Below are 26,464 nucleotides of genomic sequence, written 5' to 3'. Positions count from 1 at the left end.
GACGGGAGTCCCGATTTCGTAGCGGGGACAGGATTTGAACCTGTGACCTCTGGGTTATGAGCCCAGCGAGCTACCGAGCTGCTCCACCCCGCGTCGCTTGATCTACTATAGACCTCTGACGGCAAAGCACCAAATCGAGCTACGGTTGCACCTATGAACACGAACCCGACGACGTTTCTCGGCGAGGAAGAGCCTCCGCACCAGCAGTGGCACGAGCAAGGCCGTATCGACGGATGGCCAGGCGATGCTTCCTACGGGTGGCCCACCGCCAAACTCCTTCAGCCGCAGCCACTGCCGGAAGCTCCGTCGGACTTTCTCGCGTTCTGGCGCGACGCGTACGCGGAGGCGGAAGCGCTGCCCCCGTCGCTCACGCTCGATTCGGAGCTCGACGTGCCACCGGCGCTGGCTACTACGCACCGCCTGCATCGCGGCTCTTTTACGTCCACCGACGGTATGCGCGTCGGATGCTTCGTGCTGCTGCCACTCAGCGGCAAACCGACGATCAACCTCACCGCCGGCCATGGGTATGGGGGTCGCGCGTACCCGGAACTCGACGAGGGCATCGTCGCTGCCACCGATGCCGTCATCCTCCCCGTCACGCGGGGACTCCCTGAGCTGTCAATCACTCCCGGCATTCCGTCGGAGGCGTGGGGGCACGTGCTGCACGGCATCGCCGACCCGTCGACGTATGTGTTGCGCGGATGTGTCCAAGATATCTGGCGAGCGAGCGCGGAGCTCGACCACCTCGTCGGTGCTCACCCCCGCCTCTATCAAGGAGCGAGCTTCGGCGGCGGCACCGGTGCGCTCGCACTTCTCAGCGGCAACTACGAGCGCGCCGCCTTGCACGTACCCAGCTTCGGCAACCACCCGCTGCGCGTCAGCTTGACGTGCATTGGCAGTGGCGGAGCCGTCGCGAAGTATGTCGAACAGCACCCCGAGGCGCTCGATGTGCTGGCCTACTTCGATGCCGCCACCGCCGCCTCACACGTCACGACGCCCACCATGGTGGGTGCCGCGCTGTGGGACCCAGCCGTGCCGCCGCCCGGACAATTCGCGGTGTACCACGCGCTGGCTGGGCAGAAGGAGCTCGTCGTCACCAGCTGCGGCCATACCGCCTATCCCGGTGAGCAGGAAGAGGATGCGCAGCGCACGAGCATGTTCAAGACCTGGCTACATGCGCTTCGATAAACTCCCGCCCATGTCGTCGTACCCCATCGAACTCACCACGCTGAGCAACGGTCTACGCGTCGCGGTCTCCCCCGCCAATGCCCCAGGCGTCGCCCTGAACATCTGGTACGACGTGGGTTCTGTCGACGAGGCTCCGTCGCGCACCGGCTTCGCGCACCTGTTCGAACACCTCATGTTCCAAGGCTCCGCCAACGTCGCGCCCGGGGAACACATGGCGCTCATCGAATCTATGGGCGGCACCGTGAACGCCACGACATCGTTCGACCGCACCAACTATTTCGAGACGGTCCCGCGCGGCGGCCTCGAACTCGCCTTGTGGTTGGAGGCCGATCGCCTCAGCTCGCTGTCGATCACCGAGGAGAACTTCGAGGCGCAGCGCGAAGTGGTGAAGGAGGAGAAACGCGAGCGCTACGACAACCAGCCCTACGGCGACCTCCTCCAGCTCCTCATCGAGCAGCACTTCCCCATCGAGCACCCCTATGGGCATCTGCCGATCGGGTCCATGCAGCACCTCGACGATGCCTGCCTCGACGACGTCGCCGCCTTCTTCGATGCGTGGTACCGGCCGTCGAACGCCAAGCTGGTGCTCACGGGGCCGGTAGCCCTCGACGAGGGCTTCGAAGTGGCGGAGCGCTACTTCGGGCACCTTCCTCGCCGCGACGCGGCGCCTGCGCCGGCCCCATCGGAGGTTCCGCCGCTCGCGGCGACAACGTCGACCGTTCGACGCGATGTGCCGCATTCTCTGGTGTACTTGTCGTGGCCGACCTCAACCGCGTCGGCACCCGACCAGCCCGCTATCGATCTAGCGCTGTCCATCTTGGCTGACGGGCACGCCTCACGACTGCATCGCAATCTCGTCAAGCGCGAGGGCATAGCGCAGGAGGTTCACGCGCTCTCCCTGACACATCGCAACGCCCCGTCGATCGCGGTGCTTGTAGTGCGTCCAGGCCAGGGCATCGAACCCCATCGCACCGCGGAGCGCGCGCTCGACGAGATCGCTGAGTTCGTGGATCACGGCCCGACGGAGGCGGAGTTCGATCGGGCAGTCGCCCAGCACGAACGCTCCTGGCTCTGGCAGCTCTCAACCGCAGAAGATCGCGCTGATCTGTTCAACGAGGCCTGGCAGTTGTGGGGTGACCCCGGAAGGGTGAACCGCTATCTCGACGACGTGCTCGCACTCACCCCCGAGGATGTCCGACGCACCGCCACCCGCTGGCTGCAACAAGACATGGCCCATCAGCTCCACTACCTGCAAAAGGAGGCGTGATGCAACGCCCCGAGGTGCGCCTCACTGATGCCCCCTGGCAATTTCCAATGCCTCACATCCAAACCCTGGGAAACGGCCTGACTGTCTGGCATTTCCCCATGCCGGGCCAGAACGTTGCGGCGTTCGAGCTCGTCCAGCCCATCCGGCTCGCCGACGAACCCCTGGCGCTGGAAGGAGTTGCGACGATCGCGCTCCACGCCCTCGACGAGGCGACGCGCTCGCACCCGGACATACAAGAACTCATTGACGCGCAAGGCGCCGCGTTTCACGCATCCGCCTCACACCACTCCACTCGGCTCGGTGGGCTCGTGCCCGCCCGGCGCTTCACCGAATTCTTGCCGCTCTTCGTCGAGATCCTCAGCGAGCCCGCTTACCTCGATGACGACGTCGCGCTGCACATCGAGGCACAAACGGCCGCCTACCACACGCGGTTGAGCTCTCCCACCGCTGCCGCGAGCGCAGCCATGCGGGCAGGGCTCTACGGCCAAGACCAGCGACGCGGCCGGCCTGCAGCAGGCACCCCTTCGACGCTCGCGAACATCACTCGCGACGACGTTGCTGCCTGGCATGCCGCGCAGTTCGCCCCTGAGCAGGCGACGCTGATCGTCGTCGGCGAGCTACCATCCTTGGAGACCTCCGTGCTCGAGGCCTGGACCGCAACCGCTCAGCGTTCCCCACTCGTAGAGCCCGCCACCCGCAGCCGACGCATACTCGTCGTCGATTTTCCCGACGCGGTGCAGGCCACGATCCAAGTGGCCCAGCGGAGCATCTCACGAACGCACCCGCAGTGGGCGGCGGTACGTCTGGCCGGTCACGTTATCGCAGGAGGTTTCGCGAGCCGACTCAATCTCGAGCTGCGCGAGCGTCTTGGATACACCTACGGCATCGGCGGAGGATTCGCTCCCGATCCGACGGGCAGCCTGTTCCAAGTGACCACCAACACCCGCACCGACGTTGCAGGCGACGCATTAAGGCGCATTCTCGACGCCTGTCGCCTCGACGAGCCGATCCAGCCTGACGAGATCGAGGATGCGAAGGCATTCAGAATCGGCATCGCCCCGCTCGCCAACGAAACATCCGCCGACATCGCAACACAAGCCGCGGCACTCGCCGAGGCAGACCTGCACACCGATTTCATCAATCGGCACACCGACGCCCTAAGCGCCGTCACGACGGGTGACGCCAGCCAAGCGTGGCGCGCGCTGATCAGTCCCGATGAGGTGACCGTCGTGATCGCCGGCGATGCGCGCACCCTCATCCCACAGCTCGATGAGCACTCCCCCGAGGTCGTCGAGCCCGGAACGTAGCGCCTGGAGTCACTGCCCGTCGAGCTCCTTGATGGCTTCTTCCACCTTGGCCTTCGCTTCGTCGTTCTTCTTCTGGTACTCGGCCAGGTTGCCCTGGCGCAGTGCCTTCTGGGACTCCTCGAACAAGGTCTGGGCTTCGTCTAACCTCGCCCGTGCTTGGACGGCTGCTCCAGGCTCGGCGGGCTGAGGTGCGGCAGACGGGCTCGCCGAAGGCGGTGTCGTCTCGACCGGAGAGCTCGCAGGCTGCGACGGTTGCGCCGACGGTTTCTCCTCCCCCTCCTTCGACGGCTTCTCCTTGTTGTCGGACGCCTCTGGGGACGTGCCCTCGACCCGTTCGCCGGTCTGGGCGCCCGCGTCGCCTTGGAAGACCTGGTTGAGAGCTGCCTGAAGCGTGTCACCGATGCCCACCTTCTCGCCAAAGCGCACGACGATGAACCGCAGCGCAGGGTAACCACCCGACGTGGAGCTTGTCTTCGTGTAGATCGGTTGCACGTAGAGCAGCCCACCGCCAAGCGGAAGTGTGAGCAAATTGCCGAAGATGGCCTTCGTGTCCGAGCCCTCGCGGTTGAACGGCAACAGACGGTCAGCGACCTGCTCGTCGGTGCGGATGGCGTTGTACGTCTGACCTGGGCCAGGAATCTGTTGCTCATCCGAGAGCTTCAACACCCGCAGTCGGCCATAGTCATCACTCGTCGCATCGGCGTTCGCAGACATGTACACCGACAAGTTCTCGCGGTCCTTCGGCACGAAGATGGTCGTATTCGCGTAGTGAGGCTTCTTATCCTCTGGCCAGCGGATAGTAAGGAAATACGGCGGTTCCTTCTGCTTGTTCTCACCGCCTCGCACGGGATCGTTAGGCACCTGCCACACATCCGACTGCTGGTACCAGGTATCGCTGCTCGTCGTGTGATAGCGCCCCAGAATCTCGCGCTGCACCTTGAACAGGTCGGCCGGGTATCGGAGGTGTTCCAGCAAGTCCTGAGAGATCTCGCTCTTGGGCTTGACTGTTCCGGGGTACACCTCGCTCCAGGTCTTCAAGATCGGATCGTTCTCGTCCCACTCGTACAAGGTGACGGTGCCGTCGTAGGCGTCGACGGTGGCCTTCACCGAGTTACGAATGTAGTTGACGTCCTGCCCGGTCGGCTGAATCGCGCTGCTTTGCCCTCGCGAGTCCGAGATGGCCGACGTGTAGTTGATGCGCTGCGAGTTCGGGAACTGATCGGTGGTGGTGTACCCGTCGATGATCCAGACGATCTTTCCGTTGACCACGCTCGGATAGGGGTCGGAATCCAGCGTCAGCCACGGCGCGACTTCCTGCACGCGATGCAACGGCACGCGATTGAACATGAGCTTGGACTCGTCGTTCACACGCTCGGAGAGCATCAAATTGATGTCACCGAGACGAACCGCGAACATCAGCCTCGCCGCAAAATTCCCGATGGGGACGCCACCGCGACCGGTGTAGGTATAGCGCGATTCGGTACGCCCTTCGCCACCCGTGGGAGTGTCGAGCTCGACGGGGGCTTGCCCCTCGGGCGCACCGACGACTACCCAGTCGCCCGACCGTTCACCGTAGTAGATGCGTGGTTCGTGCTCGTCGACGAGCCCCACCGTCGGGATGCCTCCCGAGAAGAACACGGGCTCACCGTTGCTGTGCCGCTGGTTGCCGTACGCAGCAACCATGCCGTAGCCATGCGTGTACACGGTGCGCTGGTTGTTCCAGGTGACTTCCGCGTTCGACGCCGCAAAGTCCAGTTCGCGCACGGCCACCACCGCGTCGGTGGGTTTGCCGTCAATCACGTAGCGATCGACGTCGAGAGTCTTCGGGAAGCGATAGTAGCCACGCACCTGCTGCAACTGCTCGTAGGTATCCCCGACGATGGCCGGATCAATCAGACGAATGGCGGGCAGCGCCTCTGCGTCGGCGCGCAGCTGACCTGCAGCCACCTTCGTGGTGGCCTCGTAGTCAGTGATCTCGATGTCATCGATGCCGTACGCTTCGCGCGTGGTCTTGAGGTGTTTACCGATGTACTCGCGCTCCTTGTCGGGCTCGTTTGGGAGCACCTGGAACTCCTGCACGACCCACGGGTAGGGGCCGCTCAGCAGCAACGACGACACCAGCAGCAGCGCGACCGACACGGCGGGAATCGACCAGCGCACCTTCCATGCGTTAGCGAAGCACACCAGTGCGACGAGCACGATGATGCCAGTGAGGATCAGCTGAGCAGGGATGCGGACGGTGTCGTCAGTGAACGCGACACCAGTGAAGTTGCGGTTGCGCGCGGTCAGGTACGCGTATCGTCCGAGGAAAGCGTTGGCGGCGAGCACGAGGAGGGTGATGCCCGCCAGCACAGAGAGCTGCCGGTGCGCACCGAGGTTCGCCTTCGTGTTCCCCGCACTCGAGAGGGCCTTGACGTTCATCGAACCGGTGAGGAAGTGCACGACGAGGCACCCGATCGTGGCGCTGACCATCGCCATGAGGAGGAACCCGACGACGTACCTGATCAGCGGAAGATAAAAGACGTAGAACGATGCGTCGAGACCGAAGTACGGGTCTTGCTGGCCGAACGGCTGGGCCCGCCATGCAGCGAGGAACGTGTCCACCTGCGCGAGCGCGCTCACGCCGGAGAATAGGGCGAGAATGGTCGCGGGCACCGCCATGATGAGCTTCGACTTCGCATCCAGCGTGTCGCGGGCCTGAATGAGCAGCTCAGAATCGAGGTTCGCCCGCCGTACCTTCGGGCGCAGCCGGTATGCGATGGCGAACGACGAGAACGTGATGCCAAACATGAGCAGCGCGAATGCCGCAAACAGCACGATCTGCGCGACGAGCCGAGTCGTGAATACTGTTGCAAAATCCACTGACTGGAACCACCACCAGTCTGTGCTGATCCTGGCTCCAATCACCAGCGCGAAGATGAGCGCCGCGAGGATGCCGATAAACCACGGCAACACTTTGCGGCCTTCGTGGGGTGCTTCCGTGGCGTGTGCTTCACTCACGCTTCGCTCCTCAAGGTCTGGGCCAGGGCATCAGGCAGATTGGGGATGATATCGGTGCCTTGCAGTAGATCGTCGGGGTGCGATTTGATGCGGGCCAACCCGTACCTAGAGCCGTCGCGTAACACGCCAACAACAGCGCGCACGTCATGGTGCTCCGGGTGGTTCCGCACAAACTCGACGGCTTCGTCGTCCCTCTCCGGCACGTCCGCTTCAAAGGTGCTTGGCAGGAAAGTGCGCTCCAAACTGAGTGCAACACCTTCGACCGAGTCGGGAAAATAGATGCCTGCCAGGCGCTCGAAGAGATCATCCCCGGCTCGGAACTCGTCTTGTTCCACCGCGCTCATGCCATCTTCGGAACCTTCTGGCACACGCCCTGCCAACTGCGGTTCCATCTGCAGGAGTTCACGGGTGCCGACAAGCGCAAACAGGCGGGCGGGCTGGTCCCAGCCCAGCTCTGAGACGTGCCGTTCGACGTCGAGCAAAACCGCAATCAGTCGTGAAGGATCACCCACAGGTTGCCACCTCCGCCTCGTTTCCTTCTTGGATGTACTGGAGCGAGGCGATAGCGTCGCGCAGGGTAGAGACGGGGACAAGCCTCATTTTGGTGTTGAAATCGCCGACGGCCTCACAGTTGTCTTTGGGCAGGAGGAACACCGTCGCACCTTCCTTCTCCGCGCCCGTCATCTTCTCCTGGATCCCTCCGATGGCACGCACTTGCCCGCTTGGATCAATCTCACCCGTGCCCGCCACCGTGAGGTTACCCATCAGTTTGCCGGCAGTGATCTTGTCGTAGATGCCTAGAGCAAACACCAGTCCGGCACTCGGCCCGACGATGTCGTTGCTCAACCCGTAGGTCACCTTCGGCGCGTACTCGTAGCCCACCGCCAGCCCAATGCCGATGATGGCCCTTGAAGGATCCTGCGACGAAGCCACCGTCGTCACATTGGCCTTGTGTTCCTTGCCGCCCCGCAACACCTTGAGGCTGACGACAGTGCCTACATTGGCTGAGCCAACAGCTTCCGAGACATCGGCCGTCGTTTCGACCGGCTTCCCGTTCACTTCGACAATCAAGTCACCGGGCCGCAGCTCCTCTCCGGATGGCCCGTTGACGACCACGCTGGAGACCATGGGGCGCTCGGTGACGGGAATGCCTGCAGCTCGCAGGGCCGCGACGATGGCGTTGTCGCGGGAGGTGTCCATGGATGCGACGGCTTCCTGGGTGATTTCATCTTCGGATTTACCGGGCGGGTAGATCAGGTCCCGCGGCATCGCGTCAGATCCTTCGCTGAAGTACACCAGCATGGCCTCAGGAAGACTCACTGTGGTGTCCACTTTCGACGTCGACACCAGTGTGAGCAGCAACTGGCCAGTGGCCTCATGCGCCTCCACGCCTTCGACGCTGATGACCGGCCCTTGCTCAGTCTCACCGAGCACATTGATAGGCTGACCAGGCCGCCACGTGACGTACGGGGTGGGGGTTAGCACGAGGATCGCTGCGAACACGACGAACAACACCGACGATGAAATCGCCACGGCATTGCGGTTCACGGCCTCTCCCTTCGCGCATTCAACACGACACAGTACCAACGTTCAGCAAAGAGGATGACGCCCACTTGCGCGGTACGGTTCAATGGATGACCTAGGAGGTGGTCGCCCGTGACGCAACCAGGTGGCTTCAATTTCGAGGAAATCCGCAAGATGATGGAGCAGATGGGCATCCTCGGCGCCGACGGAGACGTCGATTTCGAGGCCATCATGCAGCGTATGCAGCAGATGCAGTCGAGCGGCGGCGCCATGATGTTCGGCATCCCTGCCGCAGATCAGAATCCTGACGCTGCGTGGCTCACCACCATCACCGCCGCCAAGCACGCGCTCCAAGAGGCCGGGCCAGATCCAGACCTTCAGCCGCGAGAGCAAGACGTCGTCGTCGACGCGGAACGCCTCGCACAGTCATGGCTGGACGAATTCACCACATTCGAATCCCCCGGACTGCCCGCTCGGCTCAGCACTCGTGCGCAGTGGCTCGACGACACCAGCGCAGGGTGGCGGTCGATCGTCGAACCGATCATCGAGGGCCTCGCAGACGCGCTGCAACGCAGCTCGTCAGAAGGAGCTGCGCAGATGGAGGGTCTCGACCTGAGCTCCATGATGGGTCCGCTGCTGCGCCAGTCGGCGTCAGCTATGTATCGCGAACGCCTGAGACGAGTGCTCGCCAAGGTGGCACGAGACACTCTCACCGGCACGGAGATCGGCTTCAACTTGGCGGCGAAGAACGACGTCGTGGTAATTCCGGCGAATGTCTCCGAGTTCACGCAGGATCTCGACGCGGACGAGTCGGACATGATGCTTCTCCTGCTGCTGCGCGAGGCGGCTAGGCAGCGACTCTTCGCCAACGTCGGCTGGCTTTCCCCTCAGCTCCAGGCACTCATGACGCACTATGCGCGCGAAATCACCATCGACCTCGACGCGATCTCCGATCGGTTCTCACCGGAGCACCTCGAGCAAATGTCGCTCGAAGATCTCACCAAGATCGGCGAAGAAGTGCAGGTGTCGTTTTTCCGCCCGGCGAGCACCGAGACCCAGCTCCAGATCCTCGAACGGCTCGGCACCCTCCTCGCGCTCGTCGAAGGGTGGGTGGATCATGTGGCGCAGCACACCCTCGACAAGTGGATGCCGCACGCTCCCGAACTGGTCGAGGTGCTCCGACGGCGACGCGCCGCTGAATCGCCCGTTCGTTCCGTGCTGCGCGAACTGATCGGACTGGAGCTCACCCCGCGCCTCGTACGCGACGCGAACAACCTCTGGGGCGCGCTCGAACATGATCGGGGCGTCGAAGGCCGCGATGCCATCTGGTCGCATCCCGACCTGATCCCCACTGCGAAGGACCTCACAGACCCGATGGCGTTCGTAGCGAAGGGAAAGGAACCCCCCGCTTCCGACGACCTCGACGACGAACTGCGCAAGCTCCTCGAATCGTGAGGCAAGCACACGTTGCATCCACCCGCGCGAGTCTAGTTGACGTTTCTGCTGAAATAGGGCCAAACTTAGTTGTTGTGAGTCCTGTGGGGCTCGCCCGCAGGGGAAGGCGGGTAGAGCTCGCAGGGCTCACCTTATGTGAAGCACCGTGTCCGTCCATGATTGGGCACCGCGGTCGTTGCCGGCGCCGTCGGTGACATCCAACAACCTAGGAGGAAACATGGCTGAAGAGACTTGGGAAGGCGAGTTCTACTGCGTGAAGTGCAAGGCTAAGCGCAACGCCAAGGGCAACGTCGTTGTGAACGACAAGGGCACCAAGATGGCCAAGGGCAAGTGCCCCGAATGCAGCACCAACCTGAACCGCATTCTCGGTCGCGCCTGATCGCAACCAAAACGCTGTGGGTCGACACCTCCGGGTGTCGACCCACGTTGCTTTTCCGGATGGTTTCCCACAGGGTGTCGCACTTACCGCTAAGTTGACCCCCTGACGTGTGACACTGCATGCATGATCCTGCTCGTTTCAGACCACACCAACGACCCGTTGTTTACATCGACGACGATACGCTGCCACCGCGTCTCCCCCGCTGCGGCGCTAGCTGACCTTGGGTTCGCCATCGGCGCTGAACTGGTCGTGCTCGAATTCGCTCCGGGGACCTACCCACTGCTGGAGGCACACGCCTTTCAGCTAGGCCCGACGCTCTACGTCTGGGCTTCCGCTACCACCGGAACGGTAGGACCGCTGCTATTACCCAGGGCTACTCCGTGCTCTTCATGCATCGCGCTGCCCAACCATGATGAAACGCCCGCCGCTGCACACCTTCGGGCATGGGCCATGGCTGGCGCCGTAGTCGAGATTCACGCGCTGCAGCACCGTCGTGGCGGCGCGTTGGCTGGGCGTGCGCTGACGTGGGACGAACGCAGTGGAAGCATTGCGACGACGCCCACCCGCCATCGCCCAAGCTGCCGCACGCCTGGTTGCGCTGCATCGATCGCGTTCGGCGGAGGCCGCGCAGCACTCACACGTGCTGGGTGATGACTTCGAGCACCGCGGTGCCATATTTCGCGAGCTTCGAGCGCCCGATGCCAGGCAACGCAAGGAGCGACTGTTCGTCGGTAGGTTTGGCTTCCGCGATGGCCATGAGCGTGGCGTCGGTGAACACAACGAACGCCGGCGTGCTGAGTTCATCAGCGGTGCGCTTGCGCCAGGCCTTGAGCTCAGCGAACAGCCGCTCGTCAACGGGGAGTTCGCACTCCTCATGGTGCCGCAGCTTCCGCTCCGCCGCAGTAGCGAGCAGGCGTCCACACACAACGCACGTGCGCGAGCGGATAGATGTACTCTCTCGCGCCTTGCCGGGCACCGTTGCGCCTTCAGCATGCTGGCGCGTGCGGATGCCGTCGAGAAAGCGCGAGGGCGGCTGTTTTCCCCCGGCGCCGATGTAGTTCCAACTCACCCGCAAATGCTGCCGGGCGCGAGTGCACGCGACGTACAGCAGCCGACGCTCTTCGCTCAGCTCGGGCTCTTCGGTAGCGAGTGGGAATGGCACGAGCCCTTCTCGGACCCCAATGATCGCCACATCGTCCCATTCGAGCCCCTTCGCCGCATGCATGGTGGATAGGGTGACTGCCTGCGCGATGGGGCTCTGTTCCCAGGAGACTCGCTCTCGCAGCCACGCGCCGGCCTCGCCGGCCGTCCAGGCATCGTGTTGTTTCTGCTCCTCGTCGAACAGTTGCTTGAGCGCGGTGAGCGACTCCCAGCGTTCACGTTGTCGCCCCTGCCCCGCCGGGGCTTCTGCTACCCAACCCACCTGCGCTAGCCCGGCCTCCAGCAGCGCGGAGGCGTCACCGTCGGGATCCAACTCGGCTTGCCGCAACAGTATTCCGACGATCTGCCGCACCTCGCCACGTTCGTAGAAACGCTCGGTGCCACGAACGGTGTACGGGATGCCGCGCTGATCGAGTGCCGCCTCGAGCACAGGCGACTGGGCGTTGATCCGGTATAGCACCGCGATTTCATTCCAGGGCGTGCCGCGGTCGTGTCTGTCGAGAATCCAGTTCGCGGTGCCTTCAGCCTCGTTCGTGACGGTTCCTGCGGCCTGCACCACCGGCTCGTCGCCGGAGACGCGCGTGGCCCGCAACCGTTCACCGCGTGGAGGTTTCAGCACATGTGTCGCGACGCGGAGGATCTCGGGCGTGGAGCGGTAGTTGCGCACCAGATTCACCGTGACGGCACCGTCGTAGTCGTCGGCGAATTCCCGGAGGAACCGAGGATTAGCCCCGGCGAAGGCGTGAATGGACTGGTTCGGGTCGCCTACGACGCACACGTCAGAGCGCCCGTCCACCCACAAACCGATCAGCCGATGCTGAATTGCGGAGATATCCTGGTACTCGTCGACGACGAAGTGGCGATACTGCGCACGGATCTGCTCAGCAATGGCCGGATGCCCGCTGAGTAACGCTGCATTGCAGAGCAGAATGTCGTGGAAGTCGACCACGTCTTGAGCTTGCTTGCCCTTCTCATACCCGTCCATCACGGCAGCGACCTGCGTAGGCGTCGCACCTGCGACGCTTCTGCCCACCGCAAGTTCGGGGTAGGCGTCGGGAGAGACATTGCTCGATTTCGCCCATGAGAGCTCGGTTTCGAGGTCACGGATCAGTGCCGTGTCGACATCGCCGAGCACATGGGTGGCTGCGCGGGCGATGATGCCGAACGCGTTCTCGGCGACCTCAGGAAACGGCGTGCCGTACGCCTGCGGCCAGAAGTAGCGACACTGGCGCAGTGCGGCTGCATGAATGGTGCGCGCCTGCGCGTGCCGAACGCCGAGCTGCGCCAGTCGCACCCGCATCTCGCCAGCCGCCCGAGTAGTGAAGGTGACGGCGAGCACGGCGCGCTGGTCGTAGCGGCCAGAGCGCACGGCATGCGCGACGCGGTGGGTGATGGCGCGCGTTTTCCCGGTGCCAGCTCCTGCGAGCACGACAACGGGCGCGTCCAGCTCCAGCGCCACCTGCCGCTGTTCTGGATCGAGCGCATCGAGTATTGCATCCGCCATATATGGCCTCCCAACCGGCCAAACTACCAAAGGCCACCGACAATGCTTCGCGTCATGAGAAATGTCAGAGGCACCCATTAGGCTGCTGCACACATCGGAAGGAGCAGGTGATGCAGGTACGTCTGGGCACGAGTTGGCGGGCGATGGTGCCCGAACTGGTCGCTGCCATTCGCGACGAACTGCGCTCGCCATTCGCTCGTGGCATGGTGGTGGTCGATTCGCCTGGTTCTGCCAGGCTGCTCAGCCAAGAGATCGCCACGATCGAGGGCATCTCGGCGGGCATCGACTTCTTCACCATCGGGCAGCTCACGTCCGTCCTCGCCGCCGACGCGGCCGTCAGTGCGCAGTGGGATGCCTGGCGCGGCAGCAGGCTCGTCACGGCCATTGCTGAGCAAGTTGATGCCGTCGCGCACCTCTATCCCCCGCTACAGGCGTTCTTGGCAATCCCGGGGCGAAAAGTGTCTGCCTGTGGACGGTTCGCCCAGCTGTTCCGCCGCTACGCTGAGCACGCGCCGTCGATGGTGGAGCACTGGCTCGCAGGTGACGACGGCTCGCTACCCGAACACTTGGCCTGGCAGCCTGCCTTGTTACGCAGCGCCTGCGAGCTGCTGCAGTTCAATCCGGTTCAGGCGTCACAGCAGCTTACGCAGGCTGCCGCCCAGCTCGAGCGGCCCACCTGGGTGTTCTGCGTCGATGAGATAGCGCCCTCCCATCACCCGTTACTCCAGGCGCTCTCCCCTCGCGTCGTGTGGAGTGTCGGGGGCGCGCCGGATTGGCTTTGTGAGGTTGCCCACGATGAGCCGGTCCGCGTTGGCAAGCCCCTGCGTGCGGTTCCCGAGGTGCAGATTCACGGCTCGCATTCCCAGCTGAGGCAGGCGGAAGTGTTGCGTGATGAGTTGCTGCGCTGCTTCGAGACGCGCCCGCATCTCGAGCCGCGGGACGTGCGTATCGTGTGCCCGAATCCTGATGCCTGGGCGCCCGTGCTCAATGCCGTGTTCCGTTCCTCGAGCCACCACCCAGGCGGCGCGTTGCGCGTCGCGGAAGTCCGCACCTCGCAGGGCGGCAACCACGCGATTGACGCCATCCTCGCCACCTTCGATCTCGTCGCCGGGCGCACCACGGTCAACGAGGTGGTGGAATTTCTCCTGCTACCGGCCATCTCCTCACGCTGGGGGTTCGCCAACCGGCGCACGGATCTGCTCGACTTGGTCGACGCAGCCGAGGTGCATTGGGGTCTGGGTGGCAATCATCGAGCAGAGTTCGGTCTGCCTCGTGATGCCGTCAATACCTGGCAAAGCGGTATCGACGCGCTCCTCACGGGTATTGCAATGGGTGGGGTGGCAGGGCCTCGTGGAGTACTCGGCGTGGAGGACACGACGTCGAACGACCTCGACCTCATCGGAGCACTCACTGAGGTGATCGGCAGGATCTGGGCGCTGCGCGAAACGACGAAGACACGTCTCACCGTGTCCGAATGGGCGCAGGCCGCCCTTCAAGCACTGGAGCAACTCGTTGGTCTCAGCTTCGAGGATGGCTGGATGGAACAGCAGGCGGCCACGGTGTTCGAGCGCATTGCCCAGGCGCACGAGTCGTCGACGGTGCACCTCGGCCACAGCGAGTTCCGCCGCCTGATCGAAGCCGAACTACCTGCTCGGTGGCATCGGCCCCCGCTGGGCAATGGCGAGCTGCACGTCGTCGCACCACACGAAGCCTGTCACATCGATGCCGGCCTGGTGGCCATGATCGGCCTCGACGACGTCACCACCGGTGCCTTGCCCGACGAGCTCCCCGACACGCTGCCAGACAGGGGCCGCGTCATGCAACGTCAACTGCTCGCGCACGCGTCCGCAGCTGAGCAGTTGCTCATCATCACGGCAACGCACTCCGAACGTACCGGAAACGCGCTCGCGAGTCCGGTGAGCATACGGTTATTACTGCGCCAGCTCGGGGTGCCGTTCCCCGGCATTGTGCAGCACGCCCCTCAGCCGTTCAACGCCAGCCAGTTCCGCACCGCGTCCTCGGCGTCCTTCGATGGCGCAGCCTTCGAGGGAGCGCGAGCCGCCCTCGAGCCCAGCGAACATCGAGCGATCGTCGAGCGCCGAAAGGCTGCGCTCCACCTTCCGATCCAGGCTCCCGTCGAGCAACTTGCTCTCACAAAACTCAAGGCGTTCCTCCTCGACCCGGCCAGAGAATTTCTCGCCCAGCAGGCGACCATCTATGCCGACGATGACATCACGCTCGACGACCGTGTGCCGCTGCAACTCGGCGGCCTCGCGAGCTGGAAAATCAGGGAAGCCTTCATCCAAGGGCGAATGCGCCACATCGAGCCACAGGAACTACTGCGCCGTGCCGAGCAGTCGCAGCTGGTGCCTCAAGGCGCCTACGGGCGCGCGATGGCGGCGAACATCGGCAGGCAAGCCGACGCCATCGTCGCGCAATCGACACGCCTGATGGCTGAAGCTCCACAGTTCGTTGATATCGATGTCGAAGTGGCTGGAACCCGTCTCACCGGCATCGCGCAGGTGCATGGCGGCCACATCGTCGTCCCGGCTGCAGGCTCAGGCACCCGAGCGCTCCTCCAACCCTGGTTGCATATTCTGGCCCTCGCTTGCCAGGGCGTGCGCGTGAGTGCGGTGGTGCTGCGCCCCGGCAGAGACCGCACGAAATACAACGAGTTGCGTCAGCTGCCCCCTGAACGCGCGGCGCAACTACTCGAGCTGTACGTGCGCGCCCATACGGTGGGGCGGTCGCGGCTGTTGCCCGTGCCCTTCGAGCCCGCGTTCTCGCTCGTGATGGAACAGCGCACGCATCGCTTCAACCGTCGTGACTGGACGCATCCCGCACCGTTCGCATTCAAGAAATGGGCGCACCCCGACGAACGCTGGACGCTGTTCTACACCGAACCCGCGAGGCAGCTCTTCGACGATCCGCCAACCAGCGACGATCCCCCCGGCCCGTCGAACAGCATCTTCGAACGTTGGGCGGCAGCCTTGTACCAGCCGCTGGCTGAGCAAGGAGGCTCATGGTGACGAACGTGTTTGCGATTGACGGCCCGCTCCCCCGCTCCACCTTGCTGCTCGAAGCGAGCGCGGGCACCGGCAAAACCTTCACCATCGCCGGCCTCGCCGTGCGCTACATCGCAGAAGCAGGCATGCGCATCGATCAGATCCTCATGATCACCTTCAGCAACAATGCCGCCGCCGAGCTTCGCGCCAGAGTATTCGACGCGGTGGATTCCTGCGCCGCTTCCTTGCGCAAGCACCTCGCGGGCGAGCAGATCACCGACGAGGCCGACTACGCGGCCATCGTGAGCTATCTTGCCGAGCTCGGAGACGTCGAGGAACGCATTGCCAGGCTCGAATCTGCCCTCGACAACTTTGACCAGGCAGCGGTGTTCACCATTCACAAGTTTTGCCAGCGGGCGTTACAGCAGATGGGCGTACTGGGCGACGCAGACCACGCCGAAGAGCTCTCCGCGGCCGAACAGCTCATGGAGGAATGTGGCGCCGACTGCTTCCTCGCCCGGTATCACGACACGGAGCAGCCACCCTTCGCACCCGATCGCGCCTTGCGGTTGGCGAAGGAGGCGTGCAAGACCTCCATCGAGCTCGCCCCTGCCGATGCAGAAGAAGCCATCTTCGGCAACGAGGTGCGCGCCATGTTCGCTGAGCGCAAGCAGGCACTCGGCATCCTCACTTTCGACGATCTCGTCGCGCGGTTGCGTGCGGTACTGCGGCACGGGGTGAATGGCTCCGCGGCCGTGCGCTGGCTGCAAAACGCCTACCGTGCGGTGCTCGTCGACGAATTTCAAGACACCGACCCCGACCAGTGGGACGTCATCCAGGCTGCCTTCCTCGACGACGATAGGCCCACAATCTTGATCGGCGACCCGAAACAGTCCATCTATGGGTTCCGCAAAGCGGATCTACGCACCTATCTTCGTACCGCAGAGATTGCTGACCGCCAGACACTGGGCACCAATTTCCGCTCTGACAAGGGCATCGTCGACGGCGTCGTGCGCCTCATGGAGGGTCTCGATCTAGGCCATGGCGTGGTCCGGGTGCATGACGTTGAGGCCAGCCATCCGAACCGTCTTGATCTCGATGTGCCTGAGCGCATTTGGGTTCGCCAGGCCCGAGGCGAGCGCGTGCAAGAGCGTGTGCTCGACGATCTCGTTGCCCAAGTCGATGCCTTGTTGGGGCAGCAGGTTGACGACCGCCTGGTTGGGCTTTCCGATATTGCCGTGCTCGTGCGTGCACGCTCAGTGGCAGCGCAGGTCACGCAGCGATTCAACGAACTCGGCTACGCCGCAGTGCTGTACGGCGCATCGAATGTGTGGGAACAGCCTGCCGCAGACGATTGGAAACGTCTGCTTCGAGGGCTTGCGCCCGACGGTGGGTCAGCGGAGCGCGTGGTTGCACTCACAGATCTGATCGGTATGCGCGTGAACGAGCTCGCGACGCCAGAAGGCACCACGCAGCTCGCCGACATGATGCTCAGTGCCAGGCAGGCCCTCGTCGATGATGGGCCGAGTGCGGCGCTCGACGTCATTCGTGAGCGCACCGCGCTCGAGGCACGGCTCGTCGGGCAGCCAGGCGGCGAACGCTACCTCACCGACCTCCTCCACATCGGAGAGCTGCTCGACGAGTCAGGTCACCGCGGCACGGTGGCACTGCTGCGCACCATCGATGAGCAATCGAAACTCGACGGTCAAGCCGAACTGCGCGTGACCACCAATGCACCCTCCATCCGGGTGATGACGCTGCACTCTGCGAAGGGGCTCGAGTTCCCTATCGTCTTGCTGCCCGACATGTCCCCGCTTCGGCACTACCCCAAGCGCCCCTTCCACGTCGAACTCGACGAAGCCTCAGTGTTGTGGATGCGCCAGGAGCCGCAGGGAACGCGCATCAGCGACTTGGCCGCCCGCCAAGCCCGGCAAGAAGAACTGCGGCTGTTGTACGTCGGGCTCACCAGGGCGAAGCACCTCGCCATCGCATGGCATACCGATGAGCGCAACAGCAGCCGAGGCCCCCTCTCGGCGGTCATGTTTCATGACCGCTCGCAACCGCAGCTGGCAGACGCGTACCCCTGGTCCACACCCTCGCCTATACCGTTGGTGCGCGTCGATACCGTCCCCGAGGCGCCCGTCGCGCCACGCAATACCCGCAAACGGGGTACCCCTGCGTTGCATCTGGCTGAGGCCCATCGCTCGATCGATCAGCAGTGGCGACGCACCTCGTACACCGGTCTCACGCAGGGCATGCACGATGCCCCCTCGGGCGCCGATGAGCCAGACACCGGCGACGAGCTCGTCGCCGATCCCGCGCTCAGCACCCCGGCTCCCATGGGCACGCTGCCGGCAGGAGCCGAGTTCGGAACCCTGGTTCACGAGGCACTCGAAGTGCTCGACTGGTCAGGTGAAGGGCGACGAGCCCGCATCGAGGCAGTGGTCGACATGCACGCCATCGCGTTTGCCGAGTCAGAGCGCGCCATCCTGGCCGACGGTCTCGAAGCCGTCGTCACCACACCGCTGTTGCCGCTCACGCCGCAGTCGCTCAGCGATATCCCCACCCAGTTACGGCTCGCCGAACTCGACTTCGACCTTCCCATGGGAGGCGACAGTGCAGCCACCGTCGGGCAGCTTGCGCAACTCATGCAGGCACACATCCCAGCGAACGACCCGCTCGTCGAGTACCCGAACCTCCTCGCAGCTTCGGAGGCTTCGCACAAGGTGCTCTCAGGAATGCTCACCGGCTCCATCGATGCGGTCCTACACAACGAAGCCGGGAAGTTCCTCGTCGTGGACTACAAAACGAACCGGCTCGCACCTTCGCCCGACGACGTGCTCACGCTGGGCCATTACACACAGGCTGCGATGGCTCACGCCATGATGGCCGCTCACTACCCGCTGCAGGCTATCTGTTATTCCGCCGCGCTCCATCGTTACCTCTCCATACGCCTGCCTGGGTATGTTCCCGAGCAGCATCTCGGCGGGGTCGGCTATCTCTTCATCCGCGGTATGGCGGGGCCCACTACCCCGGTGATCGACGGGCACACTTGCGGAGTGTTCTCCTGGTACCCATCACCCGATCTGGTGGTTGCCGTGAGCGAGCTTTTGGGAGGCCACCATGCATGAACTGCCCGCATCGGCGACGGGCCTGCTGCGTCAGTACTGCGAGGCGGGCATGATCGGGCTCGCCGACTTCCATCTCGCCCGGCGCCTGAGTCAAGGTTATGAGCCCGACGAACGCGTGCTGCTCGCGTTCGCGCTCGCGGTGCGCGAGCTTCGGTTGGGTTCCGTGTGCGTGGTGCTGGCTAATGCTCACGAACTGAAGCCCTTGTCGGAGGTTGACGACGGTGGTGGTGCTGGCGCCGACCAAGCGCTGCCATGGCCCCACCCGCAGGAGTGGGTGGAACTCGTCGCGAACTCTCGCCTCGTGGGTGACGGACGGCCCTTCATCCTCGACGACGGCAGGCTCTACCTGGCACGATTCCATGCCCAGGAGCTGGCGGTGGCTGAAGCGTTGGAGCGCAGGAAAGCCCTGCCCATCGCCGACGATGCTGTGCCGTTGCCCTCTACGAACGAGCCCGACAAGCAGCAAGACGCTGCTGTCCGCGCCGCGATGGCGCACATGACGAGCGTAGTCACCGGCGGGCCTGGCACCGGCAAGACCACCACAGTGGTGCGCATCTTGAATTCGCTCGGCGCATCTGGCCCCATCTCCATCGCGCTGGCTGCACCGACGGGTAAGGCCGCTCGGCAACTTCACGATTCGGTGCGCGGTCAGCTACTGCCGGGTACCGCCGCTCGCCCACCGTTCTCGGGAACGCTACACAGCTTGCTGGGGAAACCTATTCGCGGCCCTCGTGCCACATATCACGCCCAGAATCCGCTGCCCTACGACGTGGTGGTGGTCGACGAGGTCTCGATGGTGTCGCTCGAGCATATGGCGTCACTGCTCGATGCGCTATCCCCCCGAACGCGGCTGGTGCTCGTCGGCGATCCGCATCAGCTACGGTCGGTCGACGCCGGCGCTGTGCTGGCGGACATCGTCGCGAACCCACAGCTCACGCAGCCCGGCAGCGTCATCGAGTTGCGCACGAACAGGCGCAGCAATCCCGAAATCTCCGCGCTGGCTACTGCCATCGATCAAGGCGACGTTGGAGCCGTCAACACCATCATCGACGAATCCAGCTCCATTTCGTGGTTCGACTATGAAGGGCGCGACATCGGGGGCTTCGAGCAATTCCGCGACGACGTCACCGCCACCGCTCAGGCGGTACTCTCAGCCGCCAAGGGTGGACAGGCGCGAGCGGCACTCGACGCGCTCAACGCCCACCGAGTGCTATGCGCGCATCGGCTGGGGCCATTCGGCGTGCAGGCGTGGGGGCAGGCAGCGCGCCGCATGGTCGCCGTCGAGTTTCCGCAGTACGGCGCGACACGTCCATACGTCGGCGAGCCCTTGCTTCTCACTCGCAATGCAGGCGGGTTTCACAATGGTGACGTCGCGGTGATCATCAACGATGAGGGCCAGCTCGTCGCCGCCGTCGACGATAGCGATGAGCCGCGCCTGGTGCCGCCGTCGCTCCTGGACGGCGCTGCCGAGTTGCACGCGATGACGGTGCACAAAGCGCAGGGCGGCCAGTATGCGGTGGTGAGTGTGGTGCTCCCTCCTGAAGGGTCGCCACTGGCCACGCGCGAACTTGTCTACACAGCCATCACGAGAGCGCGCAGCGAGTTGCGCATCTACGGCTCCCGCGCGGCCCTCGAAGAGTGCATCCGCACCCCGGTGCGCCGGTCGTCGGGGCTGGCCCTACACGCGAGCCAGCCCTGACCAGCTAGCCACGAACGTTGGCGATTGCGCTCGCTACCTTCTCGATATTGCCGTCGTTGAGTGCTGCGACGCACAGACGCCCAGCGTCGGTGCCATATACGCCGTGCTCGGCGCGTAGTCGCTGCATCTGGTCGCGTGTGAGACCGCAGTAGCTGAACATGCCCCGCTGCTCCGCGATGAAGCCCATGTCGTCCACGCCTTGCGCTGCGAGGTGCTCCACGAGCTTGCTGCGCAGGGATGCGATGCGTTCGCGCATGTGCTGCAGCTCGGTCTCCCATGATGCGCGCAGATCAGCCTCGCCCAACACGGTTGCAACGACGTTGGCGCCGAAGGCCGGCGGGTTGGAGTAGCTCTTACGGATGAGCAACTTGAGCTGCGATAGCACGCGCGTCGCCTCATCGGCATTACTGGTAGCCACATGGAGTGCGCCGGTGCGCTGCCCGTAGAGGCCGAAGTTCTTGGAGTAGGACGAGGCCAGCAGGAACGGCAGCTTGGCGTGCATGAGTTTCGCGACGAGTGCGGTATCGGCATCCGGCCCGTCGCCAAATCCCTGGTACGCCATGTCGACGAACGCGACCAGCTCCCGCTCACCAATCACTTGCACCACCTGATCCCACTGCGCGTCCGTGAGGTCGTAGCCGGTGGGGTTGTGGCAGCAGGCGTGCAACACCACGACGGTGCCCGCCTCCGCTTGCTGGAGGTCATCCAGCATGCCTGCGAAGTTGATGCCGCGCGCGTCCGCGTCATAGTAGGTGTAGGTGTCGACGTCGAAGCCCACCTGCGTGAACAATGCCCGGTGGTTCTCCCAGCTGGGATTCGACAGCAGCAGCCGGCTGTCGGGCGAGAGCTGTTTCAGCAGTTCGCCACCGATGCGCAGCGCGCCGGTGCCGCTCAGACTCTGAACGGTGGTCACGTGGTCGATGTCAGCATCGTCACCGAAAATCAACGCACGAGTCCGCTCCCGGTAGGCCGGTAAACCATCGATGGGCAGGTAGCCGTGGGGTTTCTGCGCGGCGATGTACTGCTCTTGCGCCTGCTTGATCGCACCCATGAGCGGGATGGTGCCGCTCTCATCAAGGTAGACGCCCACCCCCAGATTCACCTTGTCTGACCGCTGATCGTTCTGAAATGCCTCGGTGAGGCCCAAGATGGGGTCTGCGGGGGCCTGCTCGGCGCGCTCAAACAATGACATGGGCAGCCTTCCGTGAGTTGCGTTTCACCGCCACATTAGCGCGCATCGGTTGCGCTCACGGGTGGTTGTTCACGACCTAGCGCGGAGAGTTACGCCATGAGCGACGCTCAGTCGAGGTAGTCGCGAAGCACCTGGGAGCGCGACGGATGGCGCAGTTTGCTCATGGTCTTCGACTCGATCTGGCGAATACGTTCGCGCGTGACGCCGTAGACCTTGCCGATCTCGTCGAGCGTCTTCGGCTGTCCGTCAGTGAGCCCGAAGCGCATGCTCACGACGCCAGCTTCGCGCTCAGAGAGCGTGTCGAGCACCTCGTTGAGCTGCTCTTGCAGGAGCGTGAAGTTGACGGCATCGGCTGGAACGACCGCCTCAGAATCTTCGATGAGATCGCCGAACTCGGAGTCGCCGTCCTCACCGAGCGGGGTGTGCAAGGAGATGGGTTCACGGCCATACTTCTGCACCTCGACGACCTTCTCGGGGGTCATGTCGAGCTCTTCGGCAAGCTCCTCCGGAGTGGGCTCGCGGCCAAGATCTTGGAGCATCTGGCGCTGCACACGAGCGAGCTTGTTGATTACTTCCACCATGTGCACGGGGATGCGGATCGTTCGCGCCTGGTCCGCCATCGCACGGGTGATGGCCTGCTTAATCCACCACGTCGCGTAGGTGGAGAACTTGTAACCCTTAGTGTAGTCGAATTTCTCGACAGCGCGGATGAGGCCGAGGTTGCCTTCCTGAATCAGGTCAAGGAACAGCATCCCGCGCCCGGTGTAACGTTTCGCCAGCGAAACCACGAGACGCAAGTTGGCCTCGAGAAGGTGATTCTTCGCGTTGCGCCCGTCTTCCTGGATCCAGATGTAATCCTCGACGTCATCGGCCTTCACCGGGTTGTCTTCGTCGCCGAGTGCTTCCTCAGCGAACAGGCCTGCCTCGATGCGCTTGGCGAGCTCCACCTCTTCGACGGCGTTGAGCAGCGCGACTTTACCGATCTGCTTCAGGTAGTCCTTCACGGGGTCAGCCGTTGCGCCCGCAGAGACGACCTGCTGCTCCGGCTCATCAGCATCATCGGAGTCGGAGAGCGCGAAGCCTTCCTCTTCGACGAGTTCCTTCTCGTCCTTGGCTTCTTCCTGTTCATTAAACGTGGACTCGTCGACATCGTCGAGCGAGCGACGCTTGCCGCCGACCGTCATTACGATGTGGTCGCCATCCTTGTCAGCCTTGGAGATGTGCACTTCCCCGGCCGCCACCTGCGCGACGGTCGGTTCCGTCACCTCTCCGGAAGCCTTCTTGGTGCTCTTGACACGACGCGTTGTCGTCTTCTTGGCCGCCGGCTTCGCGGTGGTCTTCGACGCAGATTTCGTAGCAGCCGCCTCAGCCTTGGGTTTCGTTGAATTCGCTGCGGTGCTTGTCTTTTTGGCCGCGGGCTTCGTGGCGGTGCTCGCCTTCTTGGCAGCTGCCGTGGTTCTCTTCGACGCGGTGCTCGACTTCTTCGCGGCGGTGCTCGACTTCGTCGCAGCCGTGGTGGCCTTCTTCGTGGCGGTGCTGCCACGTCTGGTAGTCGACGATTTCTTGGCGCGGGTTGACTGCGCGGTGGCCTTCTTGTCAGGGGCGTCGCCAGCCTCCGCAGCCGAGTTGCTCGGGTTCTTGCGGGTATCTGCCACGTTCTTCCTCCGATAATTGGGCACGCCACGCGCCGGTGTAGTCAAGGGACGCGCCGTCCATACTTGCACGGTTGACAAGCTCTTGCAAACGGGCTGCGCGACAGCGTTACACACCCATCTTTACACGCACCCAACAATCTTCGGTCCAATCGGGAACTTCTACGCCGCCGGGAGCGTTGTTACCTGTAGACGGCTGCGAAAGGAGTCACATTGAGCACCGCACGACGCCAAGCCGAAGGTATTGACGGCAAAGACACCATCGGTCAGTACCTGGATGAGATCGCTAAGACGCCGCTGCTCAGCGCGGTGGAAGAGGTTGAACTCTCCAAGCAGATCGAAGCAGGCATGTTCGCCAGCAAGATCCTCGAAGGCGAAGTCGAAAACCCGTCTGACGCCACCGACGAAGAGCTTCGCGACATCGCGGAGGATGGCGAAGCCGCGCTGCGCCGCTTCGTGAAATCCAACCTGCGCCTAGTCGTTTCCATCGCCCGCAAGTACGGGCGTGCGCAGATGCCGCTGCTTGACCTCATTCAGGAAGGCAACACCGGCCTCATCCGGGCTGTCGAGAAATTCGACTACACCAAGGGTTTCAAGTTCTCCACCTACGCGACGTGGTGGGTCCGCCAAGCCATTTCCCGTGGAGTTGCACAGCAGGCCCGGATCGTGCGCCTACCAGTGCACGTCGCCGAACAAGTCAACCAGGTTTCGGCTGTGCGCCGCACGCTTGAGCGCCAGCTCGGTCGCGAACCGGAGATCGACGAGATTGCCGACGAGCTCGGCCTCGAGGAAGCGCGCGTCGTCGATCTGGTTCGCTGGTCGCGTGAGCACGTCTCGCTCGACGCCCCCGTCGATACCGACGGCGACACCTCGCTCGGCGACTTGATCGCCCGCGACGTCGCCCCAGGCCCAGACGAGGTGGTACTCGACGTCGAAGACCGCGCCCGCATTGAGGAAATGCTCGACGGCCTCGACGAGCGTTCGCAAGACGTCGTCCGTCGGCGCTACGGTCTACTCGATGGCAGGCAGGCAAAGCTCGCCGACATTGGTTCCCACTGGGGCATCACGGCTGAGCGCGTCCGCCAGATCGAACGACTTGCACTCGCGAAAATGCGCGAGCGCGTCGGGCTGGCCGCCTAACTACAACGCAAAACACCGCCTGGAACTTCCCACAGCTCCAGGCGGTGTGCTGTACCTCAGCGAACCCGGATGAGTCCTTCTTGCCCGCATGAGGCGACGGTGACGCCATTTTGATAGAGCCGGCCACGGCAGAAGCCACGAGCGCCGGCTGCAGAGGGCGAGATCATGTCGTACAAGATCCACTCATCGGTGCGCACCGGGCGGTGAAACCACATGCTGTGGTCGATCGACGCAGCTTGCAGATTGGGCGACGTGATCTGCACCTTGTGCGGTATCAGTGTGGTGCTGAGCAGGGTGATGTCCGAAAGATACGCGAGCACTGCGTTGTTCAGCAGCGGGTCTGGGGGCATCTCTGACTTGGTGCGCACCCACGCCCGCATCGTGGCTCCCAAGTAATTTTCCTGTGGCAACGTGGCCAAGCGCACGTCCAGAGCATCCCATTCCGACAGCATCTCTGCATGCGAACCGAATTGCTCCTCAAGCACAGTTCTGAGCGCTGGGGCCTCGTTTGGGGGTAACACGTTATCCCGCGGCTGTTGAGCGCTGTGCTCGAGGCCGGCCTCAGATTCGTGGAAGGATGCGTTCAGCTGGAAAATCATCCGCCCGTCCTGCTTCGTCACGACCCGGCGGGTGCTGAAGGTTCCGCCGTCGCGAAGGCGCTCCACCTCGAACCGCAGTGGCGAATCGGGGGAGCCACCGCGCAAGAAGTAAGCGTTGAGCGAATGCACCACCCGCTCTGGGGAGACGGACTGTGCAGCGGCGACGAGGGTCTGCGCGAGCACCTGACCGCCAAAGAGTCGCTGGAAGTAGGTGTCCGGCTGGGGACCTTCCCACACGTCCTCATCGAGCTGGTGAATCTCGAACAGCGCTAATAGTCCTGCAACATCTTTTGGCACTCCCCCATCATGGCACTTCTAACACAGGAACAGTACAACCCCGCACACAACGAACCTGCGTGCGGGGTTGTGAGGGAAGTAGCTACGCGGGATACTACTGCGCGGCGGCCACTGCCTCTGCGAGCAGCTTTTCAGCGCTGCTGGGGCTTGCGGAGCTTTCCTTGGCCGGGACAATGACGTTGACCAACATATTGCCCCGCGCGACATAGCCGATGTACAACATCTGCTTCTGCCCTCCGATCTCTACAGTGTTCTCAATGATGTGCGCAGCATCAGCACCTTGCACAGACGGCGCATCATACAACTTGACGGTGGCCGTGACCTTCTGTTCACCTTCGCCCATGGTGAACTGTGGGCACTTCTCTGACATGGCACGCACATTCTCGACGAGGGGTCGGGCTTCCTCAGCAAGCTGAGCAACGGCCAGGCTGATGTGACCGCCCGAAGCCGGATCCACGGTCGTGGCCCCACCCCACGCAGCGCTATTCAGCAGTTCCGGATTAAACTGAGCACCCATCATAGCGTTGCACTCGGCAGGCTTCACCTCCATCTCGCTGAGCGCCTTCCGACCTTCTTCCACATTGAACATCTCCGGAGGGATTGTTTCCGCATTCTTATGTTTCGCCATGAAGTCTTCAATAACTGCACGGCCCCTGTCGTCCAACTCGGCTGGCTTCGCGCCGGTGCCCCCACCAGGCGTTTCCTCGTTGCCCGGAGTCTCCTCACCCCCAGGAGTGTCTTTCGATGGTTGCTCGGACGGTGTTGCCGGCTCCACCGGATTGTCGGATGTTGACTGCTCAGTAGCAGATGCCGCCGGCTCTGAGGGCACCGGCTCCCCGCCGCCATCCTTCCCACACCCAGTGAGGCTCAGTGCAAGGGCAACAAGAGTTGCTCCAACGAGCTTCAGTTTCATCTCAGGTCCTTCCAAACGAAATGTTCTACTTAGGGTAACGGCAGACCGGGA

General features: G+C 63.5%; 18 protein-coding genes and 1 tRNA gene. 10 read left to right on the top strand and 9 right to left on the bottom strand.

What is annotated here, in order from left to right:
- Positions 1–19 precede the first annotated feature (19 nt).
- Positions 20–93 (bottom strand) — tRNA-Met (locus Q0X61_RS03295).
- Positions 94–153: 60 nt separating this feature from the next.
- Between Q0X61_RS03295 and Q0X61_RS03290 the strand changes: the two genes are divergently transcribed.
- From Q0X61_RS03290 to Q0X61_RS03280, 3 genes are read left to right on the top strand one after another with little or no spacing between them, the layout of a single operon-like run.
- Positions 154–1,188 (top strand): acetylxylan esterase, encoded by a 1,035-nt coding sequence (locus Q0X61_RS03290; RefSeq protein ID WP_297740320.1) that lies wholly within the window; start codon positions 154–156, stop codon positions 1,186–1,188.
- Positions 1,189–1,198: 10 nt separating this feature from the next.
- Positions 1,199–2,455 carry a pitrilysin family protein gene (locus Q0X61_RS03285; protein ID WP_297740318.1) on the top strand — a complete coding sequence of 419 codons (1,257 nt, stop codon included), beginning with the start codon at positions 1,199–1,201 and terminating at the stop codon, positions 2,453–2,455.
- Complete coding sequence (locus Q0X61_RS03280) at positions 2,455–3,762, top strand: pitrilysin family protein (protein ID WP_297740316.1); 1,308 nt, start codon at positions 2,455–2,457, stop codon at positions 3,760–3,762. Before Q0X61_RS03285 ends, Q0X61_RS03280 begins: the two co-directional genes overlap by 1 nt.
- A 9-nt stretch (positions 3,763–3,771) precedes the next feature.
- Here Q0X61_RS03280 and Q0X61_RS03275 read toward each other — a convergent pair whose 3' ends face one another.
- Genes Q0X61_RS03275 through Q0X61_RS03265 form a run of 3 tightly spaced genes read right to left on the bottom strand, consistent with a single transcriptional unit; the run spans position 3,772 to position 8,310 of the window.
- Positions 3,772–6,762, bottom strand: a complete 2,991-nt coding sequence (locus Q0X61_RS03275; protein WP_297740314.1) for a UPF0182 family protein — start codon at positions 6,760–6,762, stop codon at positions 3,772–3,774.
- Complete coding sequence (locus Q0X61_RS03270; protein WP_297740312.1) at positions 6,759–7,274, bottom strand: PPA1309 family protein; 516 nt, start codon at positions 7,272–7,274, stop codon at positions 6,759–6,761. Before Q0X61_RS03270 ends, Q0X61_RS03275 begins: the two co-directional genes overlap by 4 nt.
- Positions 7,267–8,310 (bottom strand): PDZ domain-containing protein, encoded by a 1,044-nt coding sequence (locus Q0X61_RS03265; RefSeq protein ID WP_297740310.1) that lies wholly within the window; start codon positions 8,308–8,310, stop codon positions 7,267–7,269. Before Q0X61_RS03265 ends, Q0X61_RS03270 begins: the two co-directional genes overlap by 8 nt.
- A 108-nt stretch (positions 8,311–8,418) precedes the next feature.
- Between Q0X61_RS03265 and Q0X61_RS03260 the strand changes: the two genes are divergently transcribed.
- The 3 genes from Q0X61_RS03260 to Q0X61_RS03250 all read left to right on the top strand — a co-directional run bounded on the left by Q0X61_RS03260 (position 8,419) and on the right by Q0X61_RS03250 (position 10,771).
- The gene (locus Q0X61_RS03260) at positions 8,419–9,741 is read left to right on the top strand and encodes a zinc-dependent metalloprotease (RefSeq protein ID WP_297740308.1); all 1,323 of its coding nucleotides are present in this window, start codon (positions 8,419–8,421) and stop codon (positions 9,739–9,741) included.
- A gap of 217 nt (positions 9,742–9,958) precedes the next feature.
- Positions 9,959–10,120 carry a DUF5679 domain-containing protein gene (locus Q0X61_RS03255; RefSeq protein ID WP_297740307.1) on the top strand — a complete coding sequence of 54 codons (162 nt, stop codon included), beginning with the start codon at positions 9,959–9,961 and terminating at the stop codon, positions 10,118–10,120.
- A 123-nt stretch (positions 10,121–10,243) separates the two neighbouring features.
- Positions 10,244–10,771, top strand: a complete 528-nt coding sequence (locus Q0X61_RS03250) for a hypothetical protein (protein ID WP_297740305.1) — start codon at positions 10,244–10,246, stop codon at positions 10,769–10,771.
- Here the strand turns inward: Q0X61_RS03250 and Q0X61_RS03245 are convergent.
- Positions 10,755–12,785, bottom strand: a complete 2,031-nt coding sequence (locus tag Q0X61_RS03245) for an ATP-dependent DNA helicase UvrD2 (protein ID WP_297740303.1) — start codon at positions 12,783–12,785, stop codon at positions 10,755–10,757. The two genes, Q0X61_RS03250 and Q0X61_RS03245, sit on opposite strands and share 17 nt — an antisense overlap.
- Before the next feature lie 110 nt (positions 12,786–12,895).
- On the opposite strand from Q0X61_RS03245, the gene Q0X61_RS03240 reads away from it, so the two are divergent.
- The 3 genes from Q0X61_RS03240 to recD are packed head-to-tail and all read left to right on the top strand — an operon-like array spanning position 12,896 to position 20,620.
- Complete coding sequence (locus Q0X61_RS03240) at positions 12,896–15,814, top strand: exodeoxyribonuclease V subunit gamma (RefSeq protein WP_297740301.1); 2,919 nt, start codon at positions 12,896–12,898, stop codon at positions 15,812–15,814.
- Positions 15,808–18,921 carry a UvrD-helicase domain-containing protein gene (locus tag Q0X61_RS03235; protein ID WP_297740299.1) on the top strand — a complete coding sequence of 1,038 codons (3,114 nt, stop codon included), beginning with the start codon at positions 15,808–15,810 and terminating at the stop codon, positions 18,919–18,921. The genes Q0X61_RS03240 and Q0X61_RS03235 overlap by 7 nt, the downstream gene beginning before the upstream one ends.
- The gene (gene recD / locus Q0X61_RS03230) at positions 18,914–20,620 is read left to right on the top strand and encodes an exodeoxyribonuclease V subunit alpha (RefSeq protein ID WP_297740297.1); all 1,707 of its coding nucleotides are present in this window, start codon (positions 18,914–18,916) and stop codon (positions 20,618–20,620) included. The genes Q0X61_RS03235 and recD overlap by 8 nt, the downstream gene beginning before the upstream one ends.
- 4 nt (positions 20,621–20,624) lie before the next feature.
- On the opposite strand, the gene Q0X61_RS03225 is transcribed toward recD, so the two are convergent.
- The gene (locus Q0X61_RS03225) at positions 20,625–21,812 is read right to left on the bottom strand and encodes an amino acid aminotransferase (protein ID WP_297740295.1); all 1,188 of its coding nucleotides are present in this window, start codon (positions 21,810–21,812) and stop codon (positions 20,625–20,627) included.
- Between the two features lie 107 nt (positions 21,813–21,919).
- Complete coding sequence (locus Q0X61_RS03220) at positions 21,920–23,467, bottom strand: RNA polymerase sigma factor (protein WP_297740293.1); 1,548 nt, start codon at positions 23,465–23,467, stop codon at positions 21,920–21,922.
- A gap of 210 nt (positions 23,468–23,677) precedes the next feature.
- On the opposite strand from Q0X61_RS03220, the gene Q0X61_RS03215 reads away from it, so the two are divergent.
- Positions 23,678–24,604 (top strand): RNA polymerase sigma factor RpoD/SigA, encoded by a 927-nt coding sequence (locus tag Q0X61_RS03215; RefSeq protein ID WP_297740291.1) that lies wholly within the window; start codon positions 23,678–23,680, stop codon positions 24,602–24,604.
- A 56-nt stretch (positions 24,605–24,660) separates the two neighbouring features.
- On the opposite strand, the gene Q0X61_RS03210 is transcribed toward Q0X61_RS03215, so the two are convergent.
- Both Q0X61_RS03210 and Q0X61_RS03205 read right to left on the bottom strand, forming a co-directional pair.
- On the bottom strand, positions 24,661–25,500 hold the full coding sequence (locus Q0X61_RS03210; RefSeq protein WP_297740289.1) for an acyl-CoA thioesterase II: 840 nt from the start codon (positions 25,498–25,500) through the stop codon (positions 24,661–24,663).
- 94 nt (positions 25,501–25,594) lie between these two features.
- On the bottom strand, positions 25,595–26,413 hold the full coding sequence (locus Q0X61_RS03205) for a DUF5642 family protein (RefSeq protein ID WP_297740287.1): 819 nt from the start codon (positions 26,411–26,413) through the stop codon (positions 25,595–25,597).
- Positions 26,414–26,464: the final 51 nt, after the last annotated feature.

The sequence above is a fragment of the uncultured Tessaracoccus sp. genome, assembly GCF_947255005.1.
Taxonomy (GTDB): Bacteria; Actinomycetota; Actinomycetes; order Propionibacteriales; family Propionibacteriaceae; genus Arachnia.
The sequence above is the reverse complement of the archived record's forward strand: the minus strand, read 5'-3'. Positions and strand labels throughout refer to the sequence as shown.